This window comes from Pedobacter duraquae (assembly GCF_004362245.1).
In the GTDB taxonomy this organism is placed as follows: Bacteria; Bacteroidota; Bacteroidia; order Sphingobacteriales; family Sphingobacteriaceae; genus Pedobacter; species Pedobacter duraquae.
Genome location: NZ_SNWM01000001.1, coordinates 1,012,681 through 1,036,482, shown reverse-complemented (window position 1 = coordinate 1,036,482; position 23,802 = coordinate 1,012,681). Strand labels below are relative to the sequence as shown.

Below are 23,802 nucleotides of genomic sequence, written 5' to 3'. Positions count from 1 at the left end.
CGTTAATTAGCTTTTTATAATAAACCCTGCTTTTTCCAGGTCGCTCCAGAAATCAGGGTACGACTTTTCTACCACATCCATATCTTCCATCTCTATTTCCTTAATCAGGATACTTAATGGTGCAAACGCCATCGCCATCCTGTGGTCATCGTATGTTTTAAACACTACCTTTTCAGGGAAGTGGAGGTTATCACAAACCAATGTATAAATAAGGTTGTCTTCAACTAGTTCTACGCCAATCTTCGCCAGTTCGTTTTGTAATGCCTTAACGCGGTTGGTTTCCTTGATTTTTAGGGTTTCCAATCCTGTAAACTTTAGATGAAGTCCCTTGGCAGCAGCACAAACAATAATAGTCTGTGCCAGATCCGGGCAGTCCTGCAAATCCAGAATGTCGTCAATATCCGATGATGGCAACACTTTTTTAAGGCTGATGCCTTCAGCTGTTCTGCTGGTGCTTACGCCCAGTATTGTCATGATTGACTGGATGCGGCTGTCTCCCTGCAGACTCGCATGTTTGAGGTGAGGCAATGCAATGGTTGCATCATCAAGCAGTGCTACGATGCTATACCAGTAGGAAGCGGCCGACCAGTCGGGTTCTACAACAAGCGTAGAAGATTTATGATCTTGCTTATTAATCTGAATGATGTTATCGTTCCAGCTATGTGTTATACCTGTTTCTTCCAACATCTTTAACGTCATTTCTACATAAGGTCTCGAAGTAAGGTACCCCTCAATCGTTAGCGTTAACCCGAGTTCCAATACAGGAGCAATGATAAGTAAAGCGGATAAATATTGGCTGCTCACATCGCCTTTAATACTAATGCTGGCAGTTTTTTGAGTAAACCCACCATTAATTTCCAAGGGCGGATACCCTTCCTCTTCAGTGTAATTAATGGATGCCCCTAAAGTAGTGAGTGCTTCAACCAACAGTTTAATCGGTCTTTCCTTCATTCTTTTTGAACCGGTAAGCAAGAAACGACCCGGTGTGGTAGATAAAAAAGCAGTCAGGAAGCGCATTGCCGTTCCAGCATGACCAACGTCAACGGTTTGCACCGAGGTCGTATTTTTATCCAGCTTTTGCAGAATGCCATTCAGCGTAACGGTATCCGCGGCATCGGAGAGGTTTTTTACCTCAACAAGTCCATTGCTTAACGCAGCAATCACCAGGGCTCTGTTGCTTTCGCTTTTAGAGCCCGTCAGGTAAATTGTTGCGTTTACAGGTGATTTTCCAGAGAAACTGACGAATGCATTTTTTTTCATTATCCAGGAAGTGTTTCTACAGTAACTGGTGCACTTGCTTCAGCAACATTAGCTGCAGCTTTGCCTTCATTCATGATTAGGGTTTGTTTTCTGATAGATTCTCCATGAACAAGTTCAAGGAATTTCTCTGTAAATACAGGGTCTAACTTTAAAACTTTACCCATTGCACCGCGCTTCTGCATAATTTCGTCCCAACGGTTAACCTGTAGAATAGTAACCTGGTTATCTCTTTTGTAAATACCAATCTGTTCTACAATCGCCATGCGCTCACCAAGTTTCTGGATCATGAGGTCATCGATTTTATCAATTTGCTTACGCAGATCGGCTAATTTATCTACAAACTCTTCATTTTTAGATTCTGCTTTACGTAGGCTTAAGCGGTCTACCAACTCTTCCAATGCCGCAGGGCTAACCTGTTGCTTGGCATCTGTCCATGCTACAGAAGGATCAATATGTGATTCGATCATCAGCCCCTGAAGATCAAGATCTAATGCTTTTTGTGAAATATAAGGAATCAGTTCGCGGTTACCGCAGATATGACTTGGATCATTGATGATTGGCAATTCAGGGCATAAAGTTTTCAGCTGGATTGCCAGTTCCCACATTGGTTCATTGCGGAAAGCACTTTTCTCGTACGAAGAGAAGCCACGGTGAATAGCACCTAATTTAGTAATACCAGCATTGTTAATACGCTCTAATGCACCAACCCATAATGAAAGATCCGGGTTCACAGGGTTTTTAACCAACACAGGAATATCAACACCTTTTAAAGCGTCGGCAATTTCCTGAACAGTAAACGGATTCGCTGTTGAGCGGGCACCAATCCAAAGGATATCAACACCTGCAGCAAGTGCTTCTTCCACATGCTTTGCTGTAGCTACTTCAACTGCCGTAGGCAAACCAGTTTGTTCTTTTGCTTTTTTTAACCATTCCAGACCAATGCTACCAATACCTTCAAACTCGCCCGGACGGGTACGTGGTTTCCAGATCCCAGCTCTCAATACCGATACTTTTCCGGTAGCTGCCAGCAGGTGTGCTGTTGATAATAGTTGTTCTTCAGTTTCTGCGCTGCAGGGACCAGAGATAATAAGGGGCTCATTCTTGATGTTGATCCAGCTGTTTAATGGTTGGATGTTTAAACTTAATTTCATTTTTGTTGGGTTTGGGAGTAAATATTGTTGTGAATTATACTTTGTCGTTTTTGGCGTATTCGCCCATTATATTGAAGTTTACTGTGTATTTCAGTACTTTACGGATGGCGGTGTCATAGTTCTCTATGCTGCCCCATTCTATATCCACATAAAAATTATATTCGTTTCTTTTACCTAATACGGGCATAGACTGGATTTTTGTCAGATTGATGCCTAATTCAGAGAATATGTTGAGCACTTTCGATAAGGCACCAACATGGTTACCCACCTGAAAACAGATTGAGGCTTTGTTAATTGTTGTTTCTTCTTCATTTCTCTCACCTTTTAAGATCAGAAAACGGGTGTAGTTCTTTTTGTTTGATTCAATCCTGCGCTCAATAATATTGAGGTTGTAAAGTTCTGCTGCAAGCGTGTTGGCAATAGCAACGGTGTCTGTTAGCAGTTCTTCCCTGATCTTTTTAGCGCAAGCTGCAGTGTCGTTGCTTTCTATTACCTGAATATGAGGAAACTGATCAAAGAAATCGATACACTGACGGATTGCAATAGGGTGGGAGGTTACATATTTTACATCTTCAAACTTAACGCCTGGTAAAGCCATCAGGTGTAATTGAATTGGCAGGTATACCTCACCAACGATGTTGAAATTATACTCGCGCAGCAAGGTGTAGTTTGGTAACAAGCTGCCGGCGATAGAATTTTCTATGGCCATTACCACATAGTCTGCTTCTTTACGCTCCAGGCATTCGCAGGTAATTTTGAATGAGTTACACTCAACAGTTTGGATGTCCTTACCAAAATACTTAAAAGCAGCCTCCTCGTGAAACGATGCTTTTGTGCCCTGTATTGCAACTCTTGGTCCTTTTTTCATGTTAATTTTTGCTTTAAACAAAAAAAGTCCCGGCTTTAGGCCGGGACTTTTGTATACTGTGTTTTTATCTTCTAAGTATGCATATTAGTCCCGGCTCTTACTAAAATAGTAAAAGTAACCAAACCAATATGTAGTAACGTTTTTCATTTCTTTTTTCGTTGCTCCAAATGTAATAACAAAATTTAATTTGTCAAGAGTTATTTGAAAATATTATTTGCGGCCCTCAGCCTCCTTTAAATCCTGCTGCATCAGCTTTGCGATTTTGGTGCTGCCATCATAACTCCATCCCGGAGGATAAAAAACATATTTTATTTTGTCAGCTATGGTAGGTGCCTTCTTAATGTCGTTAGACATCGCTATAAATTCATGAAATACAATGTTGACTGCATCTGTTTTTTCTGGCTGTGTAGTCAATCCATATTTCACTTCATCTTCGGGTAATTCTGCCTGGAACGTACCAAACCATCTGTCCCATAAAATAAGTACCATACCCATGTTTTTATCCAGGTAACGTACATTACTGGCATGATGTACCCGGTGATGCGAAGGGGTCACAAAGATATATTCTATCACAGGATGTAATTTTCCAATTGTCTGTGTATGCACCAGGTTGCCGTAAATTTGCGTAATCAGATAAGCGAAAAGGATATCTATGGCGTTAAAACCCATAAATGCCAGGGGCAAATAAAAGAATACCCGGTATAAAGGTTCAAAAACTGTAGAACGGAATCCCGTGGTCAGATTGAAATGCGCAGAAGAGTGGTGGGTTACGTGCATGGCCCAGAAAAGGCGTACATAATGACCTGTCGTATGCAATAGCCAGTATAGGAAGTCCTGGCCAAGGATTAGCACAGTCCAATAAATCCAAACATTATGGATTTCAAAAAGGCGAAATTGATAGCAGTAATTCAGCAGAAAGAACGTAGCTGTTTTCATACCCAGATTGATAATTACCGCCACCGTCATCAGATAGAGGTTAGTCCAGGTATCACGTTTGGTGTATAACTTCCTGTCGTGCATATAGCTGAAGTACATCTCCACAAAAGAGATGACAATCACCATAGAAAATAAAGAGGTTACTGTTATCCCTCTGGAATCATATATCATAGACTGAATTGTAATAATTTAAACTTTCAATTACGTCCTGGTCAGAAACCTTGCAATTGTATTCGCATTGCCCAATGCTCTCTAAAAGGGAGAACAGAATCTGACCGTGTTCATTTTTCTTATCGCTCTTCAGCAACTCCTGGATGCCTTTAAAATCTTTGGATTTAATTGTGTATTGAGGATAAGTAACCTTAATAAAAGCAGTTAGATCTTCCAGTTCGGCGCGTGTAAGGTTGCTGTTTTTGTGCGATAGCCAGCCTTCGCAAATCATCCCGATGGCTATGGCTTCACCGTGCGTGAGTGGTTTTTTATCCTTGCTCAAAGAGTTACTCTCCACAGCATGACCGATAGTATGACCAAAATTCAGGATTTTACGCAAGCCCTTTTCTAAAGGGTCTTCGGTAACGACCTTGTTTTTTATTGCTACCGACTGGTATACCAACTCTGGCGAAATATTTTTATAATCGCTGGTTTTAAGCGCTTCGTAATAGTCTTTATCGATGATCAGGCCATGTTTGATCATCTCGGCAAACCCAGAAAGCAACTCGCGTTCAGGAACAGTTTTCAGAAATGCTGATTCAATAAATACAGCCTGTGGCAGGCTGAAAGTACCGATCATGTTTTTTATGTTGTCGATATCAATACCTGTTTTGCCGCCTACAGAAGCATCAACCTGAGCCAGTAGGGTAGTAGGTATATTGATGAAATCGATACCACGTTTGTAGGTCGAGGCCACAAATCCGCCCATGTCTGTAATAACACCACCGCCAAGGTTAATCATTAGCGCTTTGCGATCAGCCTCAAAATCCAATAATGTTTTCCAAATGCCAATGCAGAAATCAATATTCTTATTTTCTTCGCCGGGATCAGTCTCAATCACATCAAATGTGCTGAAATCGTCCAGCATCGCCTGAAAAACAGGTAGACAATGTGCTGAAGTGTTGATGTCTGCGAAGACAAAGATCTTGCTGTACTTCGCATCTTCCAGAAAAGTCTTAAGCGGCTGCAGCTCTGTTTCGAAGTGAATCGTATGTCCGGAATTAACTAATTCTGCCATTAGATTACGGTTATTTTATTACCCATAAAATCAATAACATCCCCAACGCGTACTTTTAAACGCTTGCGATAATCGACTGCACCATTATATTTAACAAGGCCGTCTTCCACAACCGTTTGAGCTTCGCCACCACTTTGTACAAGGCCTGTAGCCTTTAACAGTGATATCATGGGAATAAATTCGCCTTCTAACTTAAATTCTATCATCGTCCAGCAAAATTACAATTTATTACAACCTGTTTTATCTTTGCTAGCCGGGGAATTCATATTTTTGCATCCGTTTGACTAACTAACTTATTCCTGATGGAAATTTCCCCCATGAAAAAACTCAATTTCGAGGATACCGAAATTGCTTTTCGCAATAAATCGAATGGAGAACTCAATAGTGCCTACTTGTTGTTTAAAGTAATCAGCAGTAACTTCCTAACCAAAGTAGGGCCTCCGATCACCAATTTTTTTATGAATATTGGCCTGCCGATCAAGGGAGCTATTAAAGCGACGATCTTCAAGCAGTTCTGTGGTGGCGAAACGATCGCAGAATGCGAACATACTATAGAGCAGTTGTCTACGGCCAAGGTGGGTACTATCCTCGACTATTCTGTAGAAGGCGAAGATGATGAGGAGGTATTCGATTTCACCTGTGCGGAGATTATCAGAACCATCGAACGCGCTACCGGGGATCCAAGGGTGCCTATCACCGTTTTTAAAGTTACGGGCATTGGGCGTTTCGGATTATTGGAGAAACTTGATGCCGGTAAGGTGTTGACTGCCGAAGAAGAAAAGGAATTTTCGCGTGTCAAAACGCGCTGCACCAGAATCTGTAAAACAGCTTTTGAGAAAAATGTGCCCATTATGATTGATGCGGAGGAAACCTGGATTCAGAAAACTATTGATGATCTGGCTGCAGAAATGATGAGCTTATTCAATAAAAAGAAGGTATTAATTTATAATACTTATCAGATGTACCGCCATGACAAGCTCGCAGACCTCAAAGCAGATCACCTTATTTCTAAAGAGCGTGGATATTTGCTTGGTGTAAAAATGGTTCGTGGTGCCTATATGGAAAAGGAACGTAAACGCGCTGCAGAGATGGGCTATCCATCTCCAATCCAACCTGATAAAGCGGCGTCGGATCGCGACTATGATGCCTCGTTAAAATACTGCGTCGAAAATATCAAGGAAATTGGTTTTGTTTGTGGTACACATAATGAAGAGAGTTGCAGGTTGTTGACCGAATTGATGAATCAACATGGTATTGTTGCTTCAGACAGGCACGTGTATTTTGCACAGTTGCTGGGAATGAGTGATAACCTGAGTTTCAATCTTTCAAATGCAGATTATAATGTAGCCAAATATGTCCCTTATGGACCAGTTAAAGCTGTTATGCCGTACCTGTTCAGAAGAGCTCAGGAAAATACATCTATCGCCGGACAAACGAGCAGGGAGCTTAATCTGATCGTCAAGGAAAAACAAAGAAGAAAATTATAATATGACGGAGCTATTCGGCTCCCTTTTTATTTGTTTTTTACCTCAAAATCATACTGCCCGTAAAGCACATCATTGTTACTAAGCCCTTGTACTACCACCCTGAACTTACCGGTGATATCACTGGTGAAAAAGGTGATTTCCTGCGGTTGAAGCTTTACTACCCTGGCATGGTCCCAGTAGATGGTAGATACGAAAGCAGACTCCTGCGGATCTGCAAAGTCATTCACATAATATGCTTTCTGAGTGTAAATAGGGTCAAGGTTGGTTATTTTTACTTTTTTGGTTACAATGGTGCAACCGTTATAGATACTAAAAGACTGTGTTTGTGGATTTCGATATTGTTTACCTGTTACGGGTTGTGTATTGCCTGAAGAACCAAAATGATTCGGACAATTTAGAATATTAGATGTACAAACGTAATCGCCACAGGCATTTGTTCCGCGTGCCCGCTCCTGGAAATTGATGCTCTGGTCATTCGATTTTTTAATAACCACCTCCTGCAGTCTATTTACCTTTTCTTTGCTGTTAATTGCCAGCACACTGTTGTTCTGCACGGCTGTCGGTATCAATCGTTGTTCTACATTATACAATTTAGCATACCGCCCGTTGTTAGCTACATATGGATCTTTGATTTCTATTTGATAATCGGGGTCGGCGGCATTTCCCGCAAGTAAACTGAACTTTTTTCCAAATTCCGTTAATAGTGCATCTGTCGTTAAAGTTACCTCGCCGTCACTGTTTGTAGACAGAATTCCAACTCCCTTATCATTGAAGTAGCTAATTGATACTGGTTTTTTAAGCTTTTTACCGGCGCGCTTGATTACAATTTTAAAATTCAGGGAGTCATCTTCTTTGACATCACTTTTGTTCTTTTCAAGCCAGAGATATTTTCGCCATCCGCGTGTTAACAATATATCTTCCATGTATTGACGGTCTTCAATACCCCGGCCATTCACCGCCAACGGCAAATTGGTAAGCTCACTGTTCAAATAAGTATAGCTTTCTATATCATTGGCCATCTTTGACGAAATCCTGTTGTCCTGTACACAAGCAATGGAAACCAGTCCTACAGTGTCAGCGCCAACCAGGTTTAGCTTAAGCGTCACTTTTTGTCGCGTTGCATAACTCTGTTTGTCTGTACGGATCTCCAGGTTTTTTACTGGATCATATTTTGCAAAAAACATCCTTTCTGCTAGTGGGCGACCGAGACTATCCGAAAATGTAATTGTATGCAGGCCTTTGGGAACCCCATCCAGGGGGAATTTGATTAATTTACGTCCTTCATTTATCCTGATCTCCGTGGCCGGATAACTTTGGTTGGCATCGCCTATGTGAAGTCTTATTTGTTGCGGCATGCTGCTGCGAATAATAACCTGCAGGGTGTCTTTGACGGCCGCCTTAGCAATAGAAATGCCTAAGCCATTTTTAAGGATGGGTGGTAGCTGATAAATACTATCGGCAAACCCAGAGTGCATTAGTTTTACACTGTAGGTGCTATTTTTATTCGGTGTTAGGATAAACTTACCAATTCCGTAAGCATTTGTTTCAATGGTATCGATCACTTTGTGATCCTGGAATAGTTGTGCCTTAACTGTGACTGTGGCCGACTGCTGATCTTTAACTTCCCAGGCAATTCTGCCAGAGATCTGATCAACCAAATGACCACCTTCGGGATAAAAATTTACTTTGGCTTTTTTGATGGAAACAGGAAGAGGGATATTAACAAAACTGCTGTCTTTGCCGAAGCTGAGTTTAGCATATAAATTTGGGTCAGTTATGTCAGGTTGCTCCCGCACAGTAAATAATAATTCTCCAGAAACATTTGTCTTGGTTTTTTTCAATAGCTTACCGTACTTATAGGCAACATCAACGGGGCCAGGTAAAAACCGCGCATCTTTAGTGGTTACAGCAAGCAGAAGTTCATGTATGTTGGCCGACTTTTCCTGGTTCATAAATTTAATGCTGGCATTAAAAGGCGGGTCAAGATTTGTTTTGATTAGAATAGGTTGTATAAAAACTACATCAGGTATCCCTGCCTTCACCAAATTTGTCGTAGCCAAAAAATGGTAATTTCCGGCAATGAGCGAGTCCGGTAAAAGCATACATCCCATAGTGAGGCCGTTTTCCATCAAATACTTATCTTGCTTAATGACAACACTGTCAACATCCCTGATTAATGCTAGAGACAACACCTCGTGCCGAACAGCTCGATCTGCAGAAGCGCCTGTCAGATAACCGGTAAACCAGACGAGTTCCGTATTGGTATACGTGGTTTTGTCAAAATGTACAAATATCTTCTCCCTGGTAGTTTCTATTTGTGCAACAGTCTGTAGGGCAAATAGAAGCAGAAAGATAAATCCGATTGAAATACGCCGGGCATGTAGGCTCATCCTCTAAAGTTAAGAGAAACCTACACTTTTGCCAAAGTATAACGAGATAATAGCAAGCTATTTGGACGCCCCAAAAATAGAGACGTAAATTTTCTGTTGTAATGGAGTTGGTTTTAATACCCGCTTAATTTCGAATTTAGTAGACTTAACATCTATATCCAATCCAGCGTAGGCAAAATATTTAATGTAGTTGGGGGCAGTCGTAGTAGTCGCATAGCTGAAAAATTCGTTGAGATCAGTGCCGGCCACCTGTTCACATACTGTTCTGAATTCCTGTGAGGTGAAACCACGTCTCAACTTTTTGTAATATTGTTTGTATAAGGTGCGCATCACATCATCAAGGCTCTTTTTATTATTTGTTTCCTGTCTGATTTTCATATCTAACATCAGACCGAGAATTGGGCCTTTGTCATAGTAGGAAATCGTTTTGTCTGCATCTTCTTTCTTAACACTCGGTCCGTAAGTCCAGGTTTGGAAACTAGACTGGGTTACCGACTGATACAGGTGGCCTGGTTTGTTCTCGTACGCCATTAAATTGTCGCGCAGATGATCAATAAGTTCCTCTGGTGTGCTTAATCCTGCACGGTGTACCATCAGATATTCGTAATACACAGAAAAGCCTTCCGATACCCATAATAGCTCGGTAGGGTTTTCCTTGTCGTAGTCAAAGGGCCCGAGTTCAATAGGGCGGATCCGTTTTACATTATAATGGTGAAAATATTCGTGTGCAAGAAAATTATATACTTTCAATCTACCCCTAGAAGTTTCCAGCCCACTGCCTTTAAAAGTTACTGCAGTAGAATTGAGGTGTTCTATACCACCACCACCAGCACCTATTGAAAGGAAAGTATAATGTTTGTAAGGAATATCTCCAATTACAGCGATGCCGCTTTCGATGATTTTTTTAAGGTCGCCCATAAAACGGATCCGATCAAAGTTGCCCATATCATAACCTATAAAATTATGTGGAATTCCTTTGATTTTGAAGCCCGGTAGGGTTTCCAACTTACCCATCAAAATCGGGCTGTCATAGAGGATATCGAAATCAGGAGCAGTATACGTTGTCGTATCACTTTTGAGATAGTCCATGCCCGAGGCTAGTTTTGTCCAACCGGTATAGGGATTGATAGTTACAGTTACCGGTTGTTTGATTGTAGAACCATGCAAGAATATCCCCGCAGGCGATAGAAACATGTGATCCTGATCAATAAAATTTCCACCTACAAAATTGCGATCGGTTTTAACATCATAGTCTAAAGTTACGCCCGAATTCGAACTGTGATCAACAGTCCAGGCATTAGCATTTTGTTTCCACTCCAACATTTTTCCATTTCCATCCGTTGCCTTAAAATTAGATACGTTTTTCGCAAAATCCATGAGTTGGTAATAACCAGGAGTCCATACCGGCAACTTAAATAAAATGCTTTTTTCTGTTTCTCCACTCAATCTCAACTGCACGTGTACACCCTTTTTCTCTGGTTGTGGGGTAACAGTATACTGCCATTGCTGTTTAGGAGTTTGTCCTTGAGATGGGGAAACCGCAAAAAGAAGTAGGGCTAGAAATAATCCGAAGGTTTTGTGATTGTTGAGGTGGTTCATATGCTAGATAACGTTAAACTCTGAAGGGTTGTTTGCCGGAAAGTAGATCCCAGAATAATATAAAATCACTTGCAAGGCTAAACAAGGGATATTGGAAAGTAGCGGGTTTATTTTTCTCAAAAAAGAAATGCCCTACCCAGGCAAAGCCATAGCCCAAAAAAGGAACGGCGATGAGTATGCCAAATTCATGGAAAAGCATTGCCCCGATCAAACAAAGGACTACAAGTCCCGTGCCTATGAAGTGTAAGATTCTGCTGGTAAGGTTTCTATGTTCCGAGAGGTAGAAAGGGTAAAACTCGCTTAGCGTTTTGTATTTTTTATTACTCATAAAATACCATTCTTAATAAGAAATGCTTCCAGGTCTCTGGGATGCTGATCCATTAAAAGCGTATGTAAACCGGCCTTCTGTGCCCCGGCGATATGCTGCGGACTGTCGTCGATAAAAAGAGTTTCGTTGGGATCGAGATTATTCTCTTTAATCACCTGGTCAAAAATCTCGACATTAGGTTTGCGCAAATACATCTGCTGGGAATAATACGTTTTCTCGAAAAGTGAACTGTTATCATCCATACCAAATTCGTTTTTAAGGTAGTTCACAATATAGTCGTAATGAATTACATTATTATTGCTCAGCAGAAAGGTACGGTATTTAGCTTTTACTTTTAACAGCGTGTCATGTATTGTGGGCGGAACACCAATTAATAAACTATTCCAGGCCGCATCAATCTGCTCATCCGTTACCTCATCATTTCCCGTAGCCTTACGAATTCCTTTTCTAAACTCATCTGGTGTGATAGCAGCAGTTTCAAAATCATCAAATAAAGCATTATGATTTTTGTGTGCGAAAAAATCTTCTATGTTGGTGATACCTAGGTCTAAAAGCGCTTTTTGAGCCTTCTTAAAGTCGATCTCGAAGATCACGTTGCCGTAATCGAAAATGATATTTTTTAATAATTGCATAGAAACTGTTTTCAAAATTCAATGTAAATATGTAACATTGCACTCGCAAAATCAACATAGATTTTACAGGGGCCATTAGCTCAGTTGGTTAGAGTAGAAGACTCATAATCTTTTGGTCGATGGTTCGAGCCCATCATGGCCCACAAGCCTCTCAGGTACTCTGAGGGGCTTTTTTAATGTTTAAACCCGTTTTACGTCGTTTACTGGCTTTTTTTGCTTTCGAATTCTATCCCTCTTTCGTGTCAAGCTGGCCACGTTACCCATGCTGTGTCTTATACTGGTTTTACTTGACGTATTTAGCGTGGTATTTTTTTATTTTACTATTTTTACTTGTCATAGGTTTTTTAATTTTCTAATATCACTTGACCCTGTTCTACACTCTCCTGGGATTATTTTACAGTAAAAAAGCAAATTACTGATTAGCGTTTACGACAAGGTTGTCCTATCGGACCAACGGTAAACCTATGTTAATAGAAGACAATTTGATCTTTACCGGGAAAAACTTACTTTAGAGAATATGGAGGCTTCTTCAGCTATCAAGAACTTAGACCAACTTAAATGATTAATGAACGTTTCGAATGTGAAATCTTAAGAGCTAGCAGGACTAGGCTATTGCAATTATTGGAAACGAGTAATTATGAGATATTATTTAAAATTCCAGAGGGTTTTAACAACAATATAATTTGGCAAGTCGGGCATTGTATTACTTCTCAACAGAGGCATATGTATATGCGTAGCGGATTACCCATGTATATATCTGACGAATTCATGGAGTCCTTTAAAATCGGGTCGTTCCCGAGTTGTTGGAAAATTACTCCAGACGTTAATGAGGTAAAACATTTATTGATTCATACAGTTAACCAACTTGAATCAGATCTGGAATCAGGAATATTTGTCAACTATGAGCCCTTTGCGTTACCCATAGGATTTCAAGTGAAAAATCATATTGAGGCACTACAAGCCGCGAACTATCACGAAGCTGAGCACAGCGGGAGGATTTTTACGTACTTGAGACTGCTACTCTAAGAATTAAGTATATCAGTGAAATTTATAATAGGTGGGACATACCAGTCTTGCAGTAAAAATAAAAAAACGCTAACATTAGTAAAATATCTTGACAACAGCAAACATACTCCCAAACCAACTGAAAATTGCTAAAGAACTACTATATGATAATTGTGGCTTGGACTTTACAAACCTGAAATTAAATACTGAAAGTTTAGAATACGAAGCTTGTTCATTTGAACTCAATAACAAGAAAATTCAATACCGGTTGTCTAAAATTACGCCAAGAAAAACTGGCCAATTTGTGACAATATGGAGGAGAAATAAAGATGGAATAACTGAATCTTTTGATATGTCGGATGAGCTGGATTTTATAATTATCGCAGTGAAACGAGAAAATGACTTTGGGCAATTTATTTTTCCAAAACGTATTTTGGCAGAAAAGGGTATTATTACCAGAGATAATAAAGAGGGAAAACGTGGAATTAGAATTTACCCACCATGGGACAATGTAACAAATAAACAAGCGGAAAAAACTCAAATCTGGCAAACAAAATACTTTTTTATAATTGATGATGGAAACGCAACTAACTTTGATTCCATAAGAAAGTTGCTTAGTTAAGTCGTAACAGAGTATTGTATTTGTTTTTCTTTGTCAGGCAGCTTGAGTAGATTGCGAATAATTATATAATGAACTATGTCCAATTTTCAAGCCTTCTTCGATTACATCCAGGAAATATCGGGCAAACTTCTTTCTGAAGATGATAAGCATTTGTTGATGGCGCACTTCAGGCCTAAAAAACTACGAAAACGTCAATACTTTTTGCAGGAAGGCGATGTATGCAAATATATAGGTTTTGTTATTAAAGGATCTGCCAGAACCTTTACAGTAGATGAAAAAGGGAACGAACACATACTGAAATTATCTTTGGAAAATTGGTGGCTTGCAGATTTTGAAAGTTTCTACTTATTAACACCAAGCCGTTTTAATATTGAGGCGCTGGAGGATTTGGAGTTACTACAAGCAACAAATGCTCAAATTGAAGAGTTTCTCAAAAATATACCTGCGTTCTCCAAGATGGCAAGCGTAATTAGTCAGAATTACACCATTGCAAACCAAAAAAGAATGCAGGCCGCTATGAATTATACTGCTGAAGAGCGTTATGAGGATTTAATTAACAATTATCCACACTTTTTAAAGCGATTTCCGCAAAACATGATAGCTTCTTACCTGGGCTTATCCCGCGAAACTTTGAGCAGGATCAGGAAAAACTCGTTCAAATAGAATGACCCGGAAATCTCTGCCAATGCGGTTATAACCCTTCTTTGTTTTCAGTTTTATAGTTGCTGATTCCTATTTAAGATTCTTTTATACAGATAGTTGTTTGATGTTTGTGATTTAGGTCACAGTCATCAATTACCGTAAATCACAATCACTTTGTGACCCATGTCAACAAGCAGTTGCGTGCAACGCTGCATCTTTGATTATGCTCCAGAATAAAAAATACATCTGGAGAATTGAATATATAAGCTTAGGAATCATGAGTAAATTAGAAAACAAAGTAGCAGTAGTTACCGGTGCATCAAAAGGAATAGGTGCATCTATTGCAAAACACTTTGCAGCGGCAGGTGCAAGAGTAGTTGTGAATTATGCATCGAGTAAAGAAGGCGCGGATAGGGTGGTCAAGGAAATAACCGACAATGGAGGGCTGGCCATCGCTGTACAGGCCGATGTATCAAACGAAGCCGATGTGGTCAGACTATTTGAAGAAACCAATACCGCTTTTGGCCAATTGGATATCCTGGTAAATAACGCCGTGCATCAGGGATACTTGCCCATTGATGAGATATCAGTGGCGGCTTTTCATCAGCATTTTAATGTGAATGTTTTGGGATCTATATTGACTATCCAGGCATCGTTAAAAGCATTTGGCGATAAGGGAGGCAATATTATCAATATTAGCTCGGGTGCGAGTAAATACCCGCTTCCGGGAGCTTCGCTATACTCTGCAACTAAAGCAGCGCTAGACGCCATGACAATTGCACTATCGAAAGAATTGGGCGCGAAGAACGTTCGTATCAATTCTATTTTGCCAGGTGCCACGAATACGGAAGGTGCAGCTAGCGCAGGCGTAACGCCCGGAAGTGAATATGAAAAAATGTTTGTCGCAAAAACACCATTGGGTCGCAGAGGTCAACCTGAAGACATTGCGAAAGCTGTCGTCTTTCTAGCTTCCGATGATGCATCCTGGATTACAGGTGAACAAATAGGCGTTTCGGGTGGTATGTATGGTTTTTAAAGTAAATCAAGTTCATTTATGATGAGCCGTTCTTCTAAAAGAGGAACGGCTTTTTTTGTATAGGTGGTTGTTATTGAGCAGGCATCTTATTTTATTTTCAGTAGAAAACGTCATTTAAACATGCTTGAATAGCTTATTTTCCACATTAAACAAAGAATGTATCAATTTGCACAATCGTGCTATTATCAGAGTTGGCGCTATGCTAGCTTCGGTAAACCAAATGTATAAACACAATATCTTTTCTTGACAGAACATAGATAGCATTTAACTACAACCAAAAATATAAACCAAATCGTATGACAAAAAACTACTATCTCAACCTGGGACAAATTCGTCCTTATCTTATCCCGACAGGATTAAAATTTCTTTTTACACGAGACGATCTCAGGATGTCCCGTACAACTGATCAACGTTTATTTTCTCTCTAAATGATTTAAAAATAATGGAAAAAAACACCAAAGGGAGTAACACCACAAATCCCAAACTTCGGGGATGGAGGCAGCTGTTACTCGTATTGCATGTACTAATAATGGGCTTCGTACTGCTGATTGATACCGCTTATGCACAACAGCGCAGAATCATTTCAGGAACGGTAATGGACGATCAGCAGAAGCCAATCAGCGGAGCTAACATCACAGTAAAAGGTACCAATATTAAGACCCAGACGGGTTCCAGGGGAGAATTCTCAATGGATGTCCCCGCTGATAAGCAGATATTGACAGTAGCCTATGTGGGTATGAAAGCACAGGAAGTTAACATCTCCGGTAAAACTTCAGTTAGAGTTACAATGAGAGATAATACCGACGAATTGGAGGAAGTTGTCATCGTCGGCTATGGCGTTCAAAAGAAACAAAGTGTTGTAGGTGCAATCAGTCAAACCACCAGTGAAACACTCGAAAGAACAGGCGGAGTATCCAGTCTCGGTGCTGCCCTGACAGGAAACCTACCCGGGGTGATCACAACAGCCAGTACAGGGATGCCCGGAGAAGAAGATCCCCAGATCCTCATCCGCGGCCGTAGTACCTGGAACAATGCAAGCCCACTGATTCTGGTGGATGGGGTGGAGCGATCCATGAATAACATTGATATCAGCTCTGTGGCCTCAGTGTCAGTTTTAAAAGATGCTTCGGCCACAGCGGTTTTTGGGGTTAAAGGTGCTAATGGCGTAATACTAATCACCACCAAAAGAGGTCGCGAAGGCAAAGCAGAAATTAGAGCTTCTGCCAATAGTGCACTGAAATCTGCATCTAAACTGCCTGGTAAATTGGATTCCTACGATATGTTTCAGGTGCGTAACCGTACCATAGAATATGAACTTGGCTTGGCGCCAGGAGCGTGGAGTTCCTATTTACCGGAAGATATCATGCTCAAATATCGATCGCCGGCCAATCTGGAAGAGGCTGAGCGCTATCCAAACGTAGACTGGGTAAATACTTTATTTCGAGATTATGCCATGTCTTATAATGCAAACCTCAATGTGAGCGGTGGAACATCATTTGTGAAATACTTTTCTTCAGTAGATTACCTCGATGAAGCCGACCTTTTTAGACGGTTTGAGAATAACCGTGGTTATAGTGGAGGTTACAGCTTCAAAAGATTAAATGTCCGTAGTAATCTGGATTTTCAGCTCACACCTTCTACGGTATTCAGAGCCAACATCGCAGGTTCCAGAGGGCTTTCAGACAGACCTTGGATTGATGTTAACCCCTATAATACATGGACCGCCGCATATTCTGCAGCGCCAAATCTTTACTTGCCGAAGTATGCTGACGGAAGTTGGGGGTTTTATAAACCCAATGAACAGCAAAGTCTCAATTCAGCGAGAATTGTGGCAACCAGCGGACTTCAGCAAACTACGACTTCCCGTATTACGACCGACTTTACCTTAGATCAGAATTTAAATTTCCTTCTTAACGGACTGAATTTTAAGGGTACATTGTCTGTTGACAATACATTTATTGAAGCCGGACGGGGAATTAATGATGGGAACAACGGGACATTAAGCAAATACATAGACCCAGAAACAGGAATTGTAAGCTATTCGCAAACAAAAGATGCCGCCACAGAGCTTGAGTGGAGAGAAAGTGTAAGGTGGGCAACTGCCGCAGGGATCGTAAACAATGGCGCTACCTTTCGGAGAATGTTTTCCCAATTTCAGCTGAATTACGCCAAGACAATTGCAGACAAGCATAATTTTACTGGAATGGCACTCTGGAGCCGCGATAAAAGTGCTACCGGTAGTATCATTCCTTCTTATCGTGAAGATTGGGTGTTCCGTACCACCTATAATTATGCTGGAAAGTATAGCCTGGAATATAACGGAGCATACAACGGCTCCGAAAAGTTCGGCCCTGAATATCGATTCGATTTCTTCTCATCTGGAGGAGTAGGCTGGATGATCTCGGAAGAAAAGTTTATGAAGCGGTTTAAATTTATCAATTCTCTAAAACTCCGTGGGTCATACGGCGAAATTGGTGATGATGGTGGATCACCCAGATTCGCATTTCTAACCAACTGGGCTTTCGGTGGCACCACGCCATTGGGTATCACTGGAGAAGCTGCAGAGCAAAGTCCTTACAACTGGTATCGTGAAGCTAGTGTGGGTAACCCGAATGTACGTTGGGAAAAAGTGGTGAAAAAGAACATAGCTGTCGACTTTGGAATCTTCGATAACATGCTTACAGGAAGCGTTGATGTTTTCCAGGACGACAGAAGTGATATCTTAACAGGATCAGCCAGGGCGGTGCCAAGTTATTACGGTGCACAGCCACCAACGTTCAACGTTGGGCGAGTGAAATCCAAAGGCTATGAAGTTGATCTTCGTTTCAATAAACGGCTGAATAAAAATCTGACCTTATGGACAAATATTAATTTTACGCATGCTAAGAACAAAGTTATTGATGCAGACGTGGCCGAGCTACTTCCACTGTACTCAAAACCGATCGATAAGCAGATTGGCCAGGCCTATTCTTATGTAAGTAAGGGATATTACAATACCTGGGATGAACTCTACGCAAGCACGATGCACAATGCGAATGATAACCAAAAACTTCCTGGTAACTATCATATCATCGATTATAATGGTGACGGTATTATCGATGCAAACGATAACATTCCTTTTGGCTACTCTGGGGCACCTCAAAACACATATAACGCAACAGTTGGATTTGACTGGAAAGGCTTCAGCGTTTTTGCACAGTTCTATGCGGTAAATAATGTAACGCGTCAGGTTGTGCTTGGATCTTTCTCAGGGAAGAATACTGTTGCTTATGATGAAGGCACATACTGGTCGCAAAATAATACGAATCCTGATGGACCGATGCCGCGTTGGGAATCTACACCGGCAGATTATTTCAGGGCCGATCGTTTCATGTTTGACGGCTCTTACATCCGTTTAAAAAATGCAGAAATCGCTTATACATTTCGTGATGGCTGGATTAAAAAGGCTGGGGCTGCAAGTCTGAGGATTTTTATAAACGGGAATAACCTGCATGTCTGGACTAAAATGCCCGACGATAGAGAGGCCAATTATCAAGGTTCTGGGGGTCAGGGCTGGGCCTCCCAGGGCGCCTACCCAACTGTTAAACGCTATAATCTAGGTGCAAACTTCACCTTCTAATTAAGACCGTTATGAAAAAATATATCAAACACATATTCCTGATCGGAATTATTTGGACTGGCACTGGACTTCTGTCCTGCAAAAAGTATCTGGATAGGGATCCAGAAGCAATAGTGTCTGCTGAATCAGCATTTAAAGACTTTCGGAGCTTTCAGGGATTTACTGAAGAACTCTATAATTGTATCCCTGATTTTACAAACAGATATTGGACTAACAGCTTCAATTGGGGCGAAGACGAGATCCAGTCCACAGTCCAAAACTTTCATTTTGTTGTGAAAGTAGACAATGGCGATTTCTGGGGATGGCAAAGGGAATTTGACGGATGGGGAGCTGGATTTTTAGACAATGCTTCGGCAAGTACGAACAATGACAGATTCACGAAAGGCTTATACCCTTTAGCCTGGTACGGCATTCGCAAAGCCAATCTTGGCCTTGCCAACATGGACTTGCTCGTAAATGCAACTCCTGAAGAACGCAATATAATTAAAGGTCAGCTCTTGTTCTTTAGAGGATGGTTTCATTTTATGCTGATTCAGTATTTTGGTGGTCTCCCGTATATTGATAAGGTTTTGCCTTCGGATGAAGAATTTAAGCTGCCTAGATTAAAATATCAACAGGCGGCAGCAAAAGCTGCGCAGGATTTACGCGAAGCGGCAGATCTGTTACCAATAAACTGGGACAATACATCTGCTGGTATACAGACCCTGGGTAAAAACCAACTTCGTATCAATAAGATTATGGCACTAGGATATCTTGGCAAAAACTACCTCTGGGCAGCAAGTCCCTTGATGAATTTTGAGTCTACCGGTAGTCTGACCTACAATGTTGAGCTAAGCAAAAAAGCTGCGTCAGCATTCGCTGAGCTTTTGCGTTATACTGAAAGCGGCGCAGCACCTCATAAATTACTGCCTTTCTCGCAATACAGCACTAACTTCTATACTACCGGCCAGAACTTCCTGATTCCCGGAGGTACCGAAGCCATATTTACAGGTCCTTACTGGGGAGCACATGGGTCTACCTATGGAACGGCAAAGCAGTATACACCAGCAATTGTTGGAGCAGATGCACTTGTTTTTGCACCTACAGCAAACTATGTCAATTACTATGGAATGAAAAATGGTTTGCCAATAGCCAGCTCATCTACGGCAGATCCAACAGGGTCAGGTTACGATCCTCAATCGCCCTGGCGTGATCGTGATCCTAGATTTTATAATGATATCGTTTATGATGGTGTAAAGGTAGTGCAGGGAACGCTAGCTGCTAATATGGAAGCACACCGTTATGCAAATCTATTTACAAATGGTAGTTACAGAGATGACCGATCGGGAAGCCGCACCGGATACATGCTGTTTAAGTTTGTTCCGAGAACGGCCAATAACTTTGACCAGGGATGGAACTATGGCCAGAACTTAAATATTAAGGTGCCATATATGCGCCTGGCAGATATTTATCTGATGTATGCCGAATCTGTTGCAGCCGGGTACGAATCGCCTACCGCTACGGCCGAAGGTTTTGGGAAAACTGCCGTTGATGCCATCAACGTAATCAGAGACCGCGCCGGTGTGGGACATGTTGCCCCACAGTTTACTTCATCAACGGTTGAGTTCATGAAAGAGGTTAGACGCGAACGCGCCGTTGAGTTGGCCTTTGAAGGACACCGTTTTAATGATTTACGTCGCTGGCACTTGCTTGCAGAGCTTCCTTACACACTCAAAACAGCAGCAGAATTTGATCGCGCTGCACCGTTAAATCCGTCAGCGGATACAAAATTGAACAAGGTTGCAAATTATCGCGAGCGTACCATCCTTCAGCGTCCATTTACGGAGAAACATTATTGGCTGCCCTTGAAGCGTGCAGATGTAAATATGTACAAGGAGTTTTCGCAGAATCCTGGATGGTAATTAGATCATGGTCATAAATCATAATTAAATATAAGAATGATGAAATTTTTAAGAAAAGGAATGGCACTGTGCATCTTGTTTACACTTTTTGTTAGTGTGCTCAGGGCTCAGGAAGCTGTTAAAATACCGATAAAGGCAGTGGTGCGTGCAGCCAATGGCAGCCCCATTAAGGGCGCAACAATAACGACAGAGTTGGGGGAGGTGCTTACAAGCTCAAATCAGTTGGGAGAAGCTCTAGTACAAATCCCATTAAATACTGTAGTTAAGGTGAATGCGCCAGGTTACAAAACCGTTAGTGTAACGCTAACTAACGCATTAAACCAGGTAACATTAACTCAGCAAGATCGATTAGTTGATGCAGGTTTCAAACAGGTGGAAGAGCAGCAGCTCCCTGCCGGTGTTTCCACTGTTAATCTTGCGCAGATTTTTGAGAAAAACTACACGACTTATGGGCTGGAGGGAATGGAAGCCTTCGCTCCAGGGTTTAATGGCAATAACCTCTGGGGAATGAACACTTCTTTAATTCTAATCGATGGCGTGCCAAGGGATGTTGTTAGCATTACCCCTAACGAAATTGAGCAGATCACATTCCTGAAAAGTGCATCTGCAGTTGCACTCTATGGTAGCCGCGGTGCCAAGGGCGTGATTCTAATATCAACCAAAAGAGGGAGCCTGGGAAAGCAGAAAATTGATTTCAGAAGCAATTTTGGTTTGAACGTTCCTAAAGGATATCCGAAATACCTGGGCTCTTCAGAATATATGACGCTATACAATGAAGCGTTGTCAAATGATGGCCTTGCAGCAGCTTACACACCAGAAATGATCTACAACCATTCTGGTGTAAACCCTTATCGCTATCCAAGTGTAGACTACTACTCGTCAGACTACCTTAAAAGTAGCTATGCCCGCTACAATGCAGTTGCCGAAATTTCTGGAGGTAATGAGCGTGCCCGCTATTACACCAATCTTGGATTCGTTTCTACAGGATCACTCCTGAATTTTGGAGAAGCAAAGAAAAATAATACTACAGATCGATTTAACGTCCGTGGAAATGTTGATATGCAGCTTACCAAAGTCATCAAAGCAAAGGTGGATGCAAGCGCAGTTTTTTCAAGTGGCGGAGGCGTAAACACAGATTACTGGGCTAGTGCAGCTACTTTGCGTCCGCAGTTATTTACACCATTGATTCCAATCAATTTAATTGAAGCGAATGATGAGGTTAGTAAAGCAATGATTAGAAACGCGACCATAATTGACGGGCAATACATATTGGGAGGAACTCAGATAGACCAAACAAATCCTTTTGCAGCAGTCTACGCTGGTGGTAACAACAGTTTCGTTCAGCGGGAATTCCAATTTACTACAGGTGTTGAAGCCGATTTAAAAGGAATAACCCCCGGCTTAACTTTTAGTACAAGTTTGGGGGTAGATTACCTCAACAGGTACAACCAAGGGTACCGTAATGGTTATGCTACCTACCAGCCCAACTGGACAACATATTCTGGTAGTACCCTTATCGGGGGATTGACCAGATGGGGAGAAGATACCAAAACAGGTGTTCAAAATATCGCAGATAGCTGGTACAGACAAACGATTTCATTTTCCGGACAATTCAACTACCGTACAACTGTTAACGATCAGCACAACATTTCTGCGGTATTGATGGCAGCCGCCTATCGCCAGTCGCTGTCTGGGGTTTATCAGCCAACAACAAATTCTAATCTCGGGCTACAGTTAAATTATGATTTTAGCCGGAAATATTTTGCCGAACTTACCGGTGCAGTTGTGCGGTCGCCTAAAATGCCGTCAAATAACAGAATTGCTTTCTCCCCGGCAGCAACAATAGGTTGGAGAATGACGGAGGAGTCTTTCCTGAAAAATACATCATTTCTGAACGACTTAACCCTTACTGCATCAGCAGGAATATTGCATACAGATCTTGACTTTGATGAGTACTTTGCTTACGAAAGTATTTACACAGCCACAGGAGGAAACTGGTTTGGCTGGAATGATGGAGCAGGTACACAGTCCACAGATTCTCGCAGAGGAAACAACCCGAATCTCAATTTTGCTAAAAGAGAAGAAATCAGCCTCGGCATAAAGGGTGCGATGTTTAAAAACCAACTGGGCTTTGGCGGTAATGTCTTCAGAAATAGAATCACCGGAATCATCGGGCAAATTAATGTGCTCTATCCGAACTATTTTACTACTGGATTCCCCAGCTCTTCCTTTGTGCCCTACAGCAATTACAATAGCGACCAAAGAACAGGCGTAGATTTTTATCTGAATTTTAACAAACGCATTGGTGCTGTTGACTGGACTTTGGGTGCTTCCGGGACTTATTATACAACTAAAGCAATTAAACGTGCTGATGCCCTAACTTACGAAAATAGTTATCAATACCGTGCAGGTAAACCACTTGATGCCATTTGGGGCTTAAAGAGCAATGGATTCTATGCGGATGCAAATGAAGTGGCGGCAGCCAATGGAGTTAACGGACCGAAACCAGCATTTGGATCAACATTGGCACCTGGCGATATCAAATATATTGATCAGAATGGCGATAAAATCATAGATGATAAAGATCAGGTATACCTCGGTCGCGGTGGTTGGTTTGGTGCGCCATTCACAACTGGATTGAACCTTACTGCTAAATGGAAAAACCTTACGTTTTTTGTATTGGGTACGGGTCGTTTTGGTGCTAGCGCCATGAAAAGTGATAATTATTTCTGGGTAAATGGCAGTGACAAATACTCTGAAGTGGTACGTGATCGCTGGACACCACAAACTAAAAACACAGCAACTTTTCCAAGGCTTACTACTTTGAATGGTGATAATAATTTTCGGTCATCGGATTTCTGGTTGTACAGCACGGATAGATTCGATCTTTCCAAAGTACAGGTCTCTTACTCACTTTCTGAAAAAGTGCTGAAAAGTAAACTATTTAAAGAATTAGGCTTCTATGTGGCAGGCTTTAACCTGCTTACAGTAGCTAAGGAAAGAGAGATACTTGAGTTAAATTTCGGTAGCGCCCCGCAAACCAGACTGTACAATCTGGGTGTAAAAGCGGTGTTTTAATTGATGATAATACTAGACAA

General features: G+C 41.4%; 18 protein-coding genes and 1 tRNA gene. 9 read left to right on the top strand and 10 right to left on the bottom strand.

Annotated elements, in window-relative coordinates; all coding sequences use genetic code 11:
* Nucleotides 1-6: 6 nt before the first annotated feature.
* From aroA to CLV32_RS04430, 6 genes are all read right to left on the bottom strand, one after another.
* A complete protein-coding gene (gene aroA, locus CLV32_RS04455; protein WP_133552788.1) occupies nt 7-1,260 on the bottom strand; it encodes a 3-phosphoshikimate 1-carboxyvinyltransferase in 1,254 nt (417 codons plus the stop codon).
* On the bottom strand, nt 1,260-2,411 hold the full coding sequence (locus CLV32_RS04450) for a chorismate mutase (protein ID WP_133552786.1): 1,152 nt from the start codon (nt 2,409-2,411) through the stop codon (nt 1,260-1,262). Before CLV32_RS04450 ends, aroA begins: the two co-directional genes overlap by 1 nt.
* 34 nt (nt 2,412-2,445) lie before the next feature.
* Nucleotides 2,446-3,279 carry a prephenate dehydratase gene (locus CLV32_RS04445; RefSeq protein WP_133552784.1) on the bottom strand — a complete coding sequence of 278 codons (834 nt, stop codon included), beginning with the start codon at nt 3,277-3,279 and terminating at the stop codon, nt 2,446-2,448.
* Nucleotides 3,280-3,489: 210 nt separating this feature from the next.
* Nucleotides 3,490-4,386 (bottom strand): sterol desaturase family protein, encoded by an 897-nt coding sequence (locus tag CLV32_RS04440; protein WP_133552782.1) that lies wholly within the window; start codon nt 4,384-4,386, stop codon nt 3,490-3,492.
* On the bottom strand, nt 4,376-5,443 hold the full coding sequence (aroB, locus tag CLV32_RS04435; RefSeq protein WP_133552780.1) for a 3-dehydroquinate synthase: 1,068 nt from the start codon (nt 5,441-5,443) through the stop codon (nt 4,376-4,378). The genes CLV32_RS04440 and aroB overlap by 11 nt, the downstream gene beginning before the upstream one ends.
* On the bottom strand, nt 5,443-5,649 hold the full coding sequence (locus tag CLV32_RS04430) for an RNA-binding S4 domain-containing protein (RefSeq protein ID WP_133552778.1): 207 nt from the start codon (nt 5,647-5,649) through the stop codon (nt 5,443-5,445). The genes aroB and CLV32_RS04430 overlap by 1 nt, the downstream gene beginning before the upstream one ends.
* Before the next feature lie 111 nt (nt 5,650-5,760).
* Here CLV32_RS04430 and CLV32_RS04425 point away from each other — a divergent pair, with 111 nt between their 5' ends.
* Nucleotides 5,761-6,930 (top strand): proline dehydrogenase family protein, encoded by a 1,170-nt coding sequence (locus CLV32_RS04425; protein ID WP_243732232.1) that lies wholly within the window; start codon nt 5,761-5,763, stop codon nt 6,928-6,930.
* A gap of 26 nt (nt 6,931-6,956) precedes the next feature.
* Here CLV32_RS04425 and CLV32_RS04420 read toward each other — a convergent pair whose 3' ends face one another.
* The 4 genes from CLV32_RS04420 to CLV32_RS04405 are packed head-to-tail and all read right to left on the bottom strand — an operon-like array spanning nt 6,957 to nt 11,879.
* Nucleotides 6,957-9,320: a hypothetical protein gene (locus CLV32_RS04420; protein ID WP_133552774.1), complete on the bottom strand. Its 2,364-nt coding sequence runs from the start codon at nt 9,318-9,320 to the stop codon at nt 6,957-6,959.
* Nucleotides 9,321-9,377: 57 nt separating this feature from the next.
* Complete coding sequence (locus CLV32_RS04415) at nt 9,378-10,919, bottom strand: M61 family metallopeptidase (RefSeq protein WP_133552772.1); 1,542 nt, start codon at nt 10,917-10,919, stop codon at nt 9,378-9,380.
* A gap of 13 nt (nt 10,920-10,932) precedes the next feature.
* Nucleotides 10,933-11,247 carry a DUF962 domain-containing protein gene (locus tag CLV32_RS04410; RefSeq protein WP_133552770.1) on the bottom strand — a complete coding sequence of 105 codons (315 nt, stop codon included), beginning with the start codon at nt 11,245-11,247 and terminating at the stop codon, nt 10,933-10,935.
* Entirely contained in the window at nt 11,244-11,879 is a 636-nt protein-coding gene (locus tag CLV32_RS04405) for an HAD family hydrolase (protein ID WP_133552768.1), read from the bottom strand. Before CLV32_RS04405 ends, CLV32_RS04410 begins: the two co-directional genes overlap by 4 nt.
* Nucleotides 11,880-11,948: 69 nt before the next feature.
* Here CLV32_RS04405 and CLV32_RS04400 point away from each other — a divergent pair.
* From CLV32_RS04400 to CLV32_RS04365, 8 genes are all read left to right on the top strand, one after another.
* Nucleotides 11,949-12,022 (top strand) — tRNA-Ile (locus tag CLV32_RS04400).
* Between the two features lie 415 nt (nt 12,023-12,437).
* On the top strand, nt 12,438-12,905 hold the full coding sequence (locus CLV32_RS04395; RefSeq protein ID WP_133552766.1) for a DinB family protein: 468 nt from the start codon (nt 12,438-12,440) through the stop codon (nt 12,903-12,905).
* An 88-nt stretch (nt 12,906-12,993) separates the two neighbouring features.
* The gene (locus tag CLV32_RS04390; protein WP_133552764.1) at nt 12,994-13,506 is read left to right on the top strand and encodes a MepB family protein; all 513 of its coding nucleotides are present in this window, start codon (nt 12,994-12,996) and stop codon (nt 13,504-13,506) included.
* A gap of 75 nt (nt 13,507-13,581) precedes the next feature.
* Nucleotides 13,582-14,169: a Crp/Fnr family transcriptional regulator gene (locus tag CLV32_RS04385; protein WP_133552762.1), complete on the top strand. Its 588-nt coding sequence runs from the start codon at nt 13,582-13,584 to the stop codon at nt 14,167-14,169.
* A 256-nt stretch (nt 14,170-14,425) separates the two neighbouring features.
* Nucleotides 14,426-15,184, top strand: coding sequence for an SDR family NAD(P)-dependent oxidoreductase (locus tag CLV32_RS04380; RefSeq protein WP_133552760.1), 759 nt, complete (start codon nt 14,426-14,428; stop codon nt 15,182-15,184).
* A gap of 442 nt (nt 15,185-15,626) precedes the next feature.
* The gene (locus tag CLV32_RS04375; protein ID WP_243732231.1) at nt 15,627-18,803 is read left to right on the top strand and encodes a SusC/RagA family TonB-linked outer membrane protein; all 3,177 of its coding nucleotides are present in this window, start codon (nt 15,627-15,629) and stop codon (nt 18,801-18,803) included.
* Between the two features lie 11 nt (nt 18,804-18,814).
* Complete coding sequence (locus tag CLV32_RS04370; protein ID WP_133552758.1) at nt 18,815-20,704, top strand: RagB/SusD family nutrient uptake outer membrane protein; 1,890 nt, start codon at nt 18,815-18,817, stop codon at nt 20,702-20,704.
* Between the two features lie 36 nt (nt 20,705-20,740).
* Nucleotides 20,741-23,782, top strand: coding sequence for a SusC/RagA family TonB-linked outer membrane protein (locus tag CLV32_RS04365; protein ID WP_208110949.1), 3,042 nt, complete (start codon nt 20,741-20,743; stop codon nt 23,780-23,782).
* The last annotated feature ends 20 nt before the right edge of the window (nt 23,783-23,802 follow it).

What these genes read in the sequence shown, in the direction of transcription:
- aroA (WP_133552788.1), bottom strand. Translation starts at nt 1,260, where the DNA reads ATGAAAAAAAATGCATTCGTCAGTTTCTCTGGAAAATCACCTGTAAAC.
- CLV32_RS04450 (WP_133552786.1), bottom strand. Translation starts at nt 2,411, where the DNA reads ATGAAATTAAGTTTAAACATCCAACCATTAAACAGCTGGATCAACATC.
- CLV32_RS04445 (WP_133552784.1), bottom strand. Translation starts at nt 3,279, where the DNA reads ATGAAAAAAGGACCAAGAGTTGCAATACAGGGCACAAAAGCATCGTTT.
- CLV32_RS04440 (WP_133552782.1), bottom strand. Translation starts at nt 4,386, where the DNA reads ATGATATATGATTCCAGAGGGATAACAGTAACCTCTTTATTTTCTATG.
- aroB (WP_133552780.1), bottom strand. Translation starts at nt 5,443, where the DNA reads ATGGCAGAATTAGTTAATTCCGGACATACGATTCACTTCGAAACAGAG.
- CLV32_RS04430 (WP_133552778.1), bottom strand. Translation starts at nt 5,649, where the DNA reads ATGATAGAATTTAAGTTAGAAGGCGAATTTATTCCCATGATATCACTG.
- CLV32_RS04425 (WP_243732232.1), top strand. Translation starts at nt 5,761, where the DNA reads ATGAAAAAACTCAATTTCGAGGATACCGAAATTGCTTTTCGCAATAAA.
- CLV32_RS04420 (WP_133552774.1), bottom strand. Translation starts at nt 9,320, where the DNA reads ATGAGCCTACATGCCCGGCGTATTTCAATCGGATTTATCTTTCTGCTT.
- CLV32_RS04415 (WP_133552772.1), bottom strand. Translation starts at nt 10,919, where the DNA reads ATGAACCACCTCAACAATCACAAAACCTTCGGATTATTTCTAGCCCTA.
- CLV32_RS04410 (WP_133552770.1), bottom strand. Translation starts at nt 11,247, where the DNA reads ATGAGTAATAAAAAATACAAAACGCTAAGCGAGTTTTACCCTTTCTAC.
- CLV32_RS04405 (WP_133552768.1), bottom strand. Translation starts at nt 11,879, where the DNA reads ATGCAATTATTAAAAAATATCATTTTCGATTACGGCAACGTGATCTTC.
- CLV32_RS04395 (WP_133552766.1), top strand. Translation starts at nt 12,438, where the DNA reads ATGATTAATGAACGTTTCGAATGTGAAATCTTAAGAGCTAGCAGGACT.
- CLV32_RS04385 (WP_133552762.1), top strand. Translation starts at nt 13,582, where the DNA reads ATGTCCAATTTTCAAGCCTTCTTCGATTACATCCAGGAAATATCGGGC.
- CLV32_RS04380 (WP_133552760.1), top strand. Translation starts at nt 14,426, where the DNA reads ATGAGTAAATTAGAAAACAAAGTAGCAGTAGTTACCGGTGCATCAAAA.
- CLV32_RS04375 (WP_243732231.1), top strand. Translation starts at nt 15,627, where the DNA reads ATGGAAAAAAACACCAAAGGGAGTAACACCACAAATCCCAAACTTCGG.
- CLV32_RS04370 (WP_133552758.1), top strand. Translation starts at nt 18,815, where the DNA reads ATGAAAAAATATATCAAACACATATTCCTGATCGGAATTATTTGGACT.
- CLV32_RS04365 (WP_208110949.1), top strand. Translation starts at nt 20,741, where the DNA reads ATGATGAAATTTTTAAGAAAAGGAATGGCACTGTGCATCTTGTTTACA.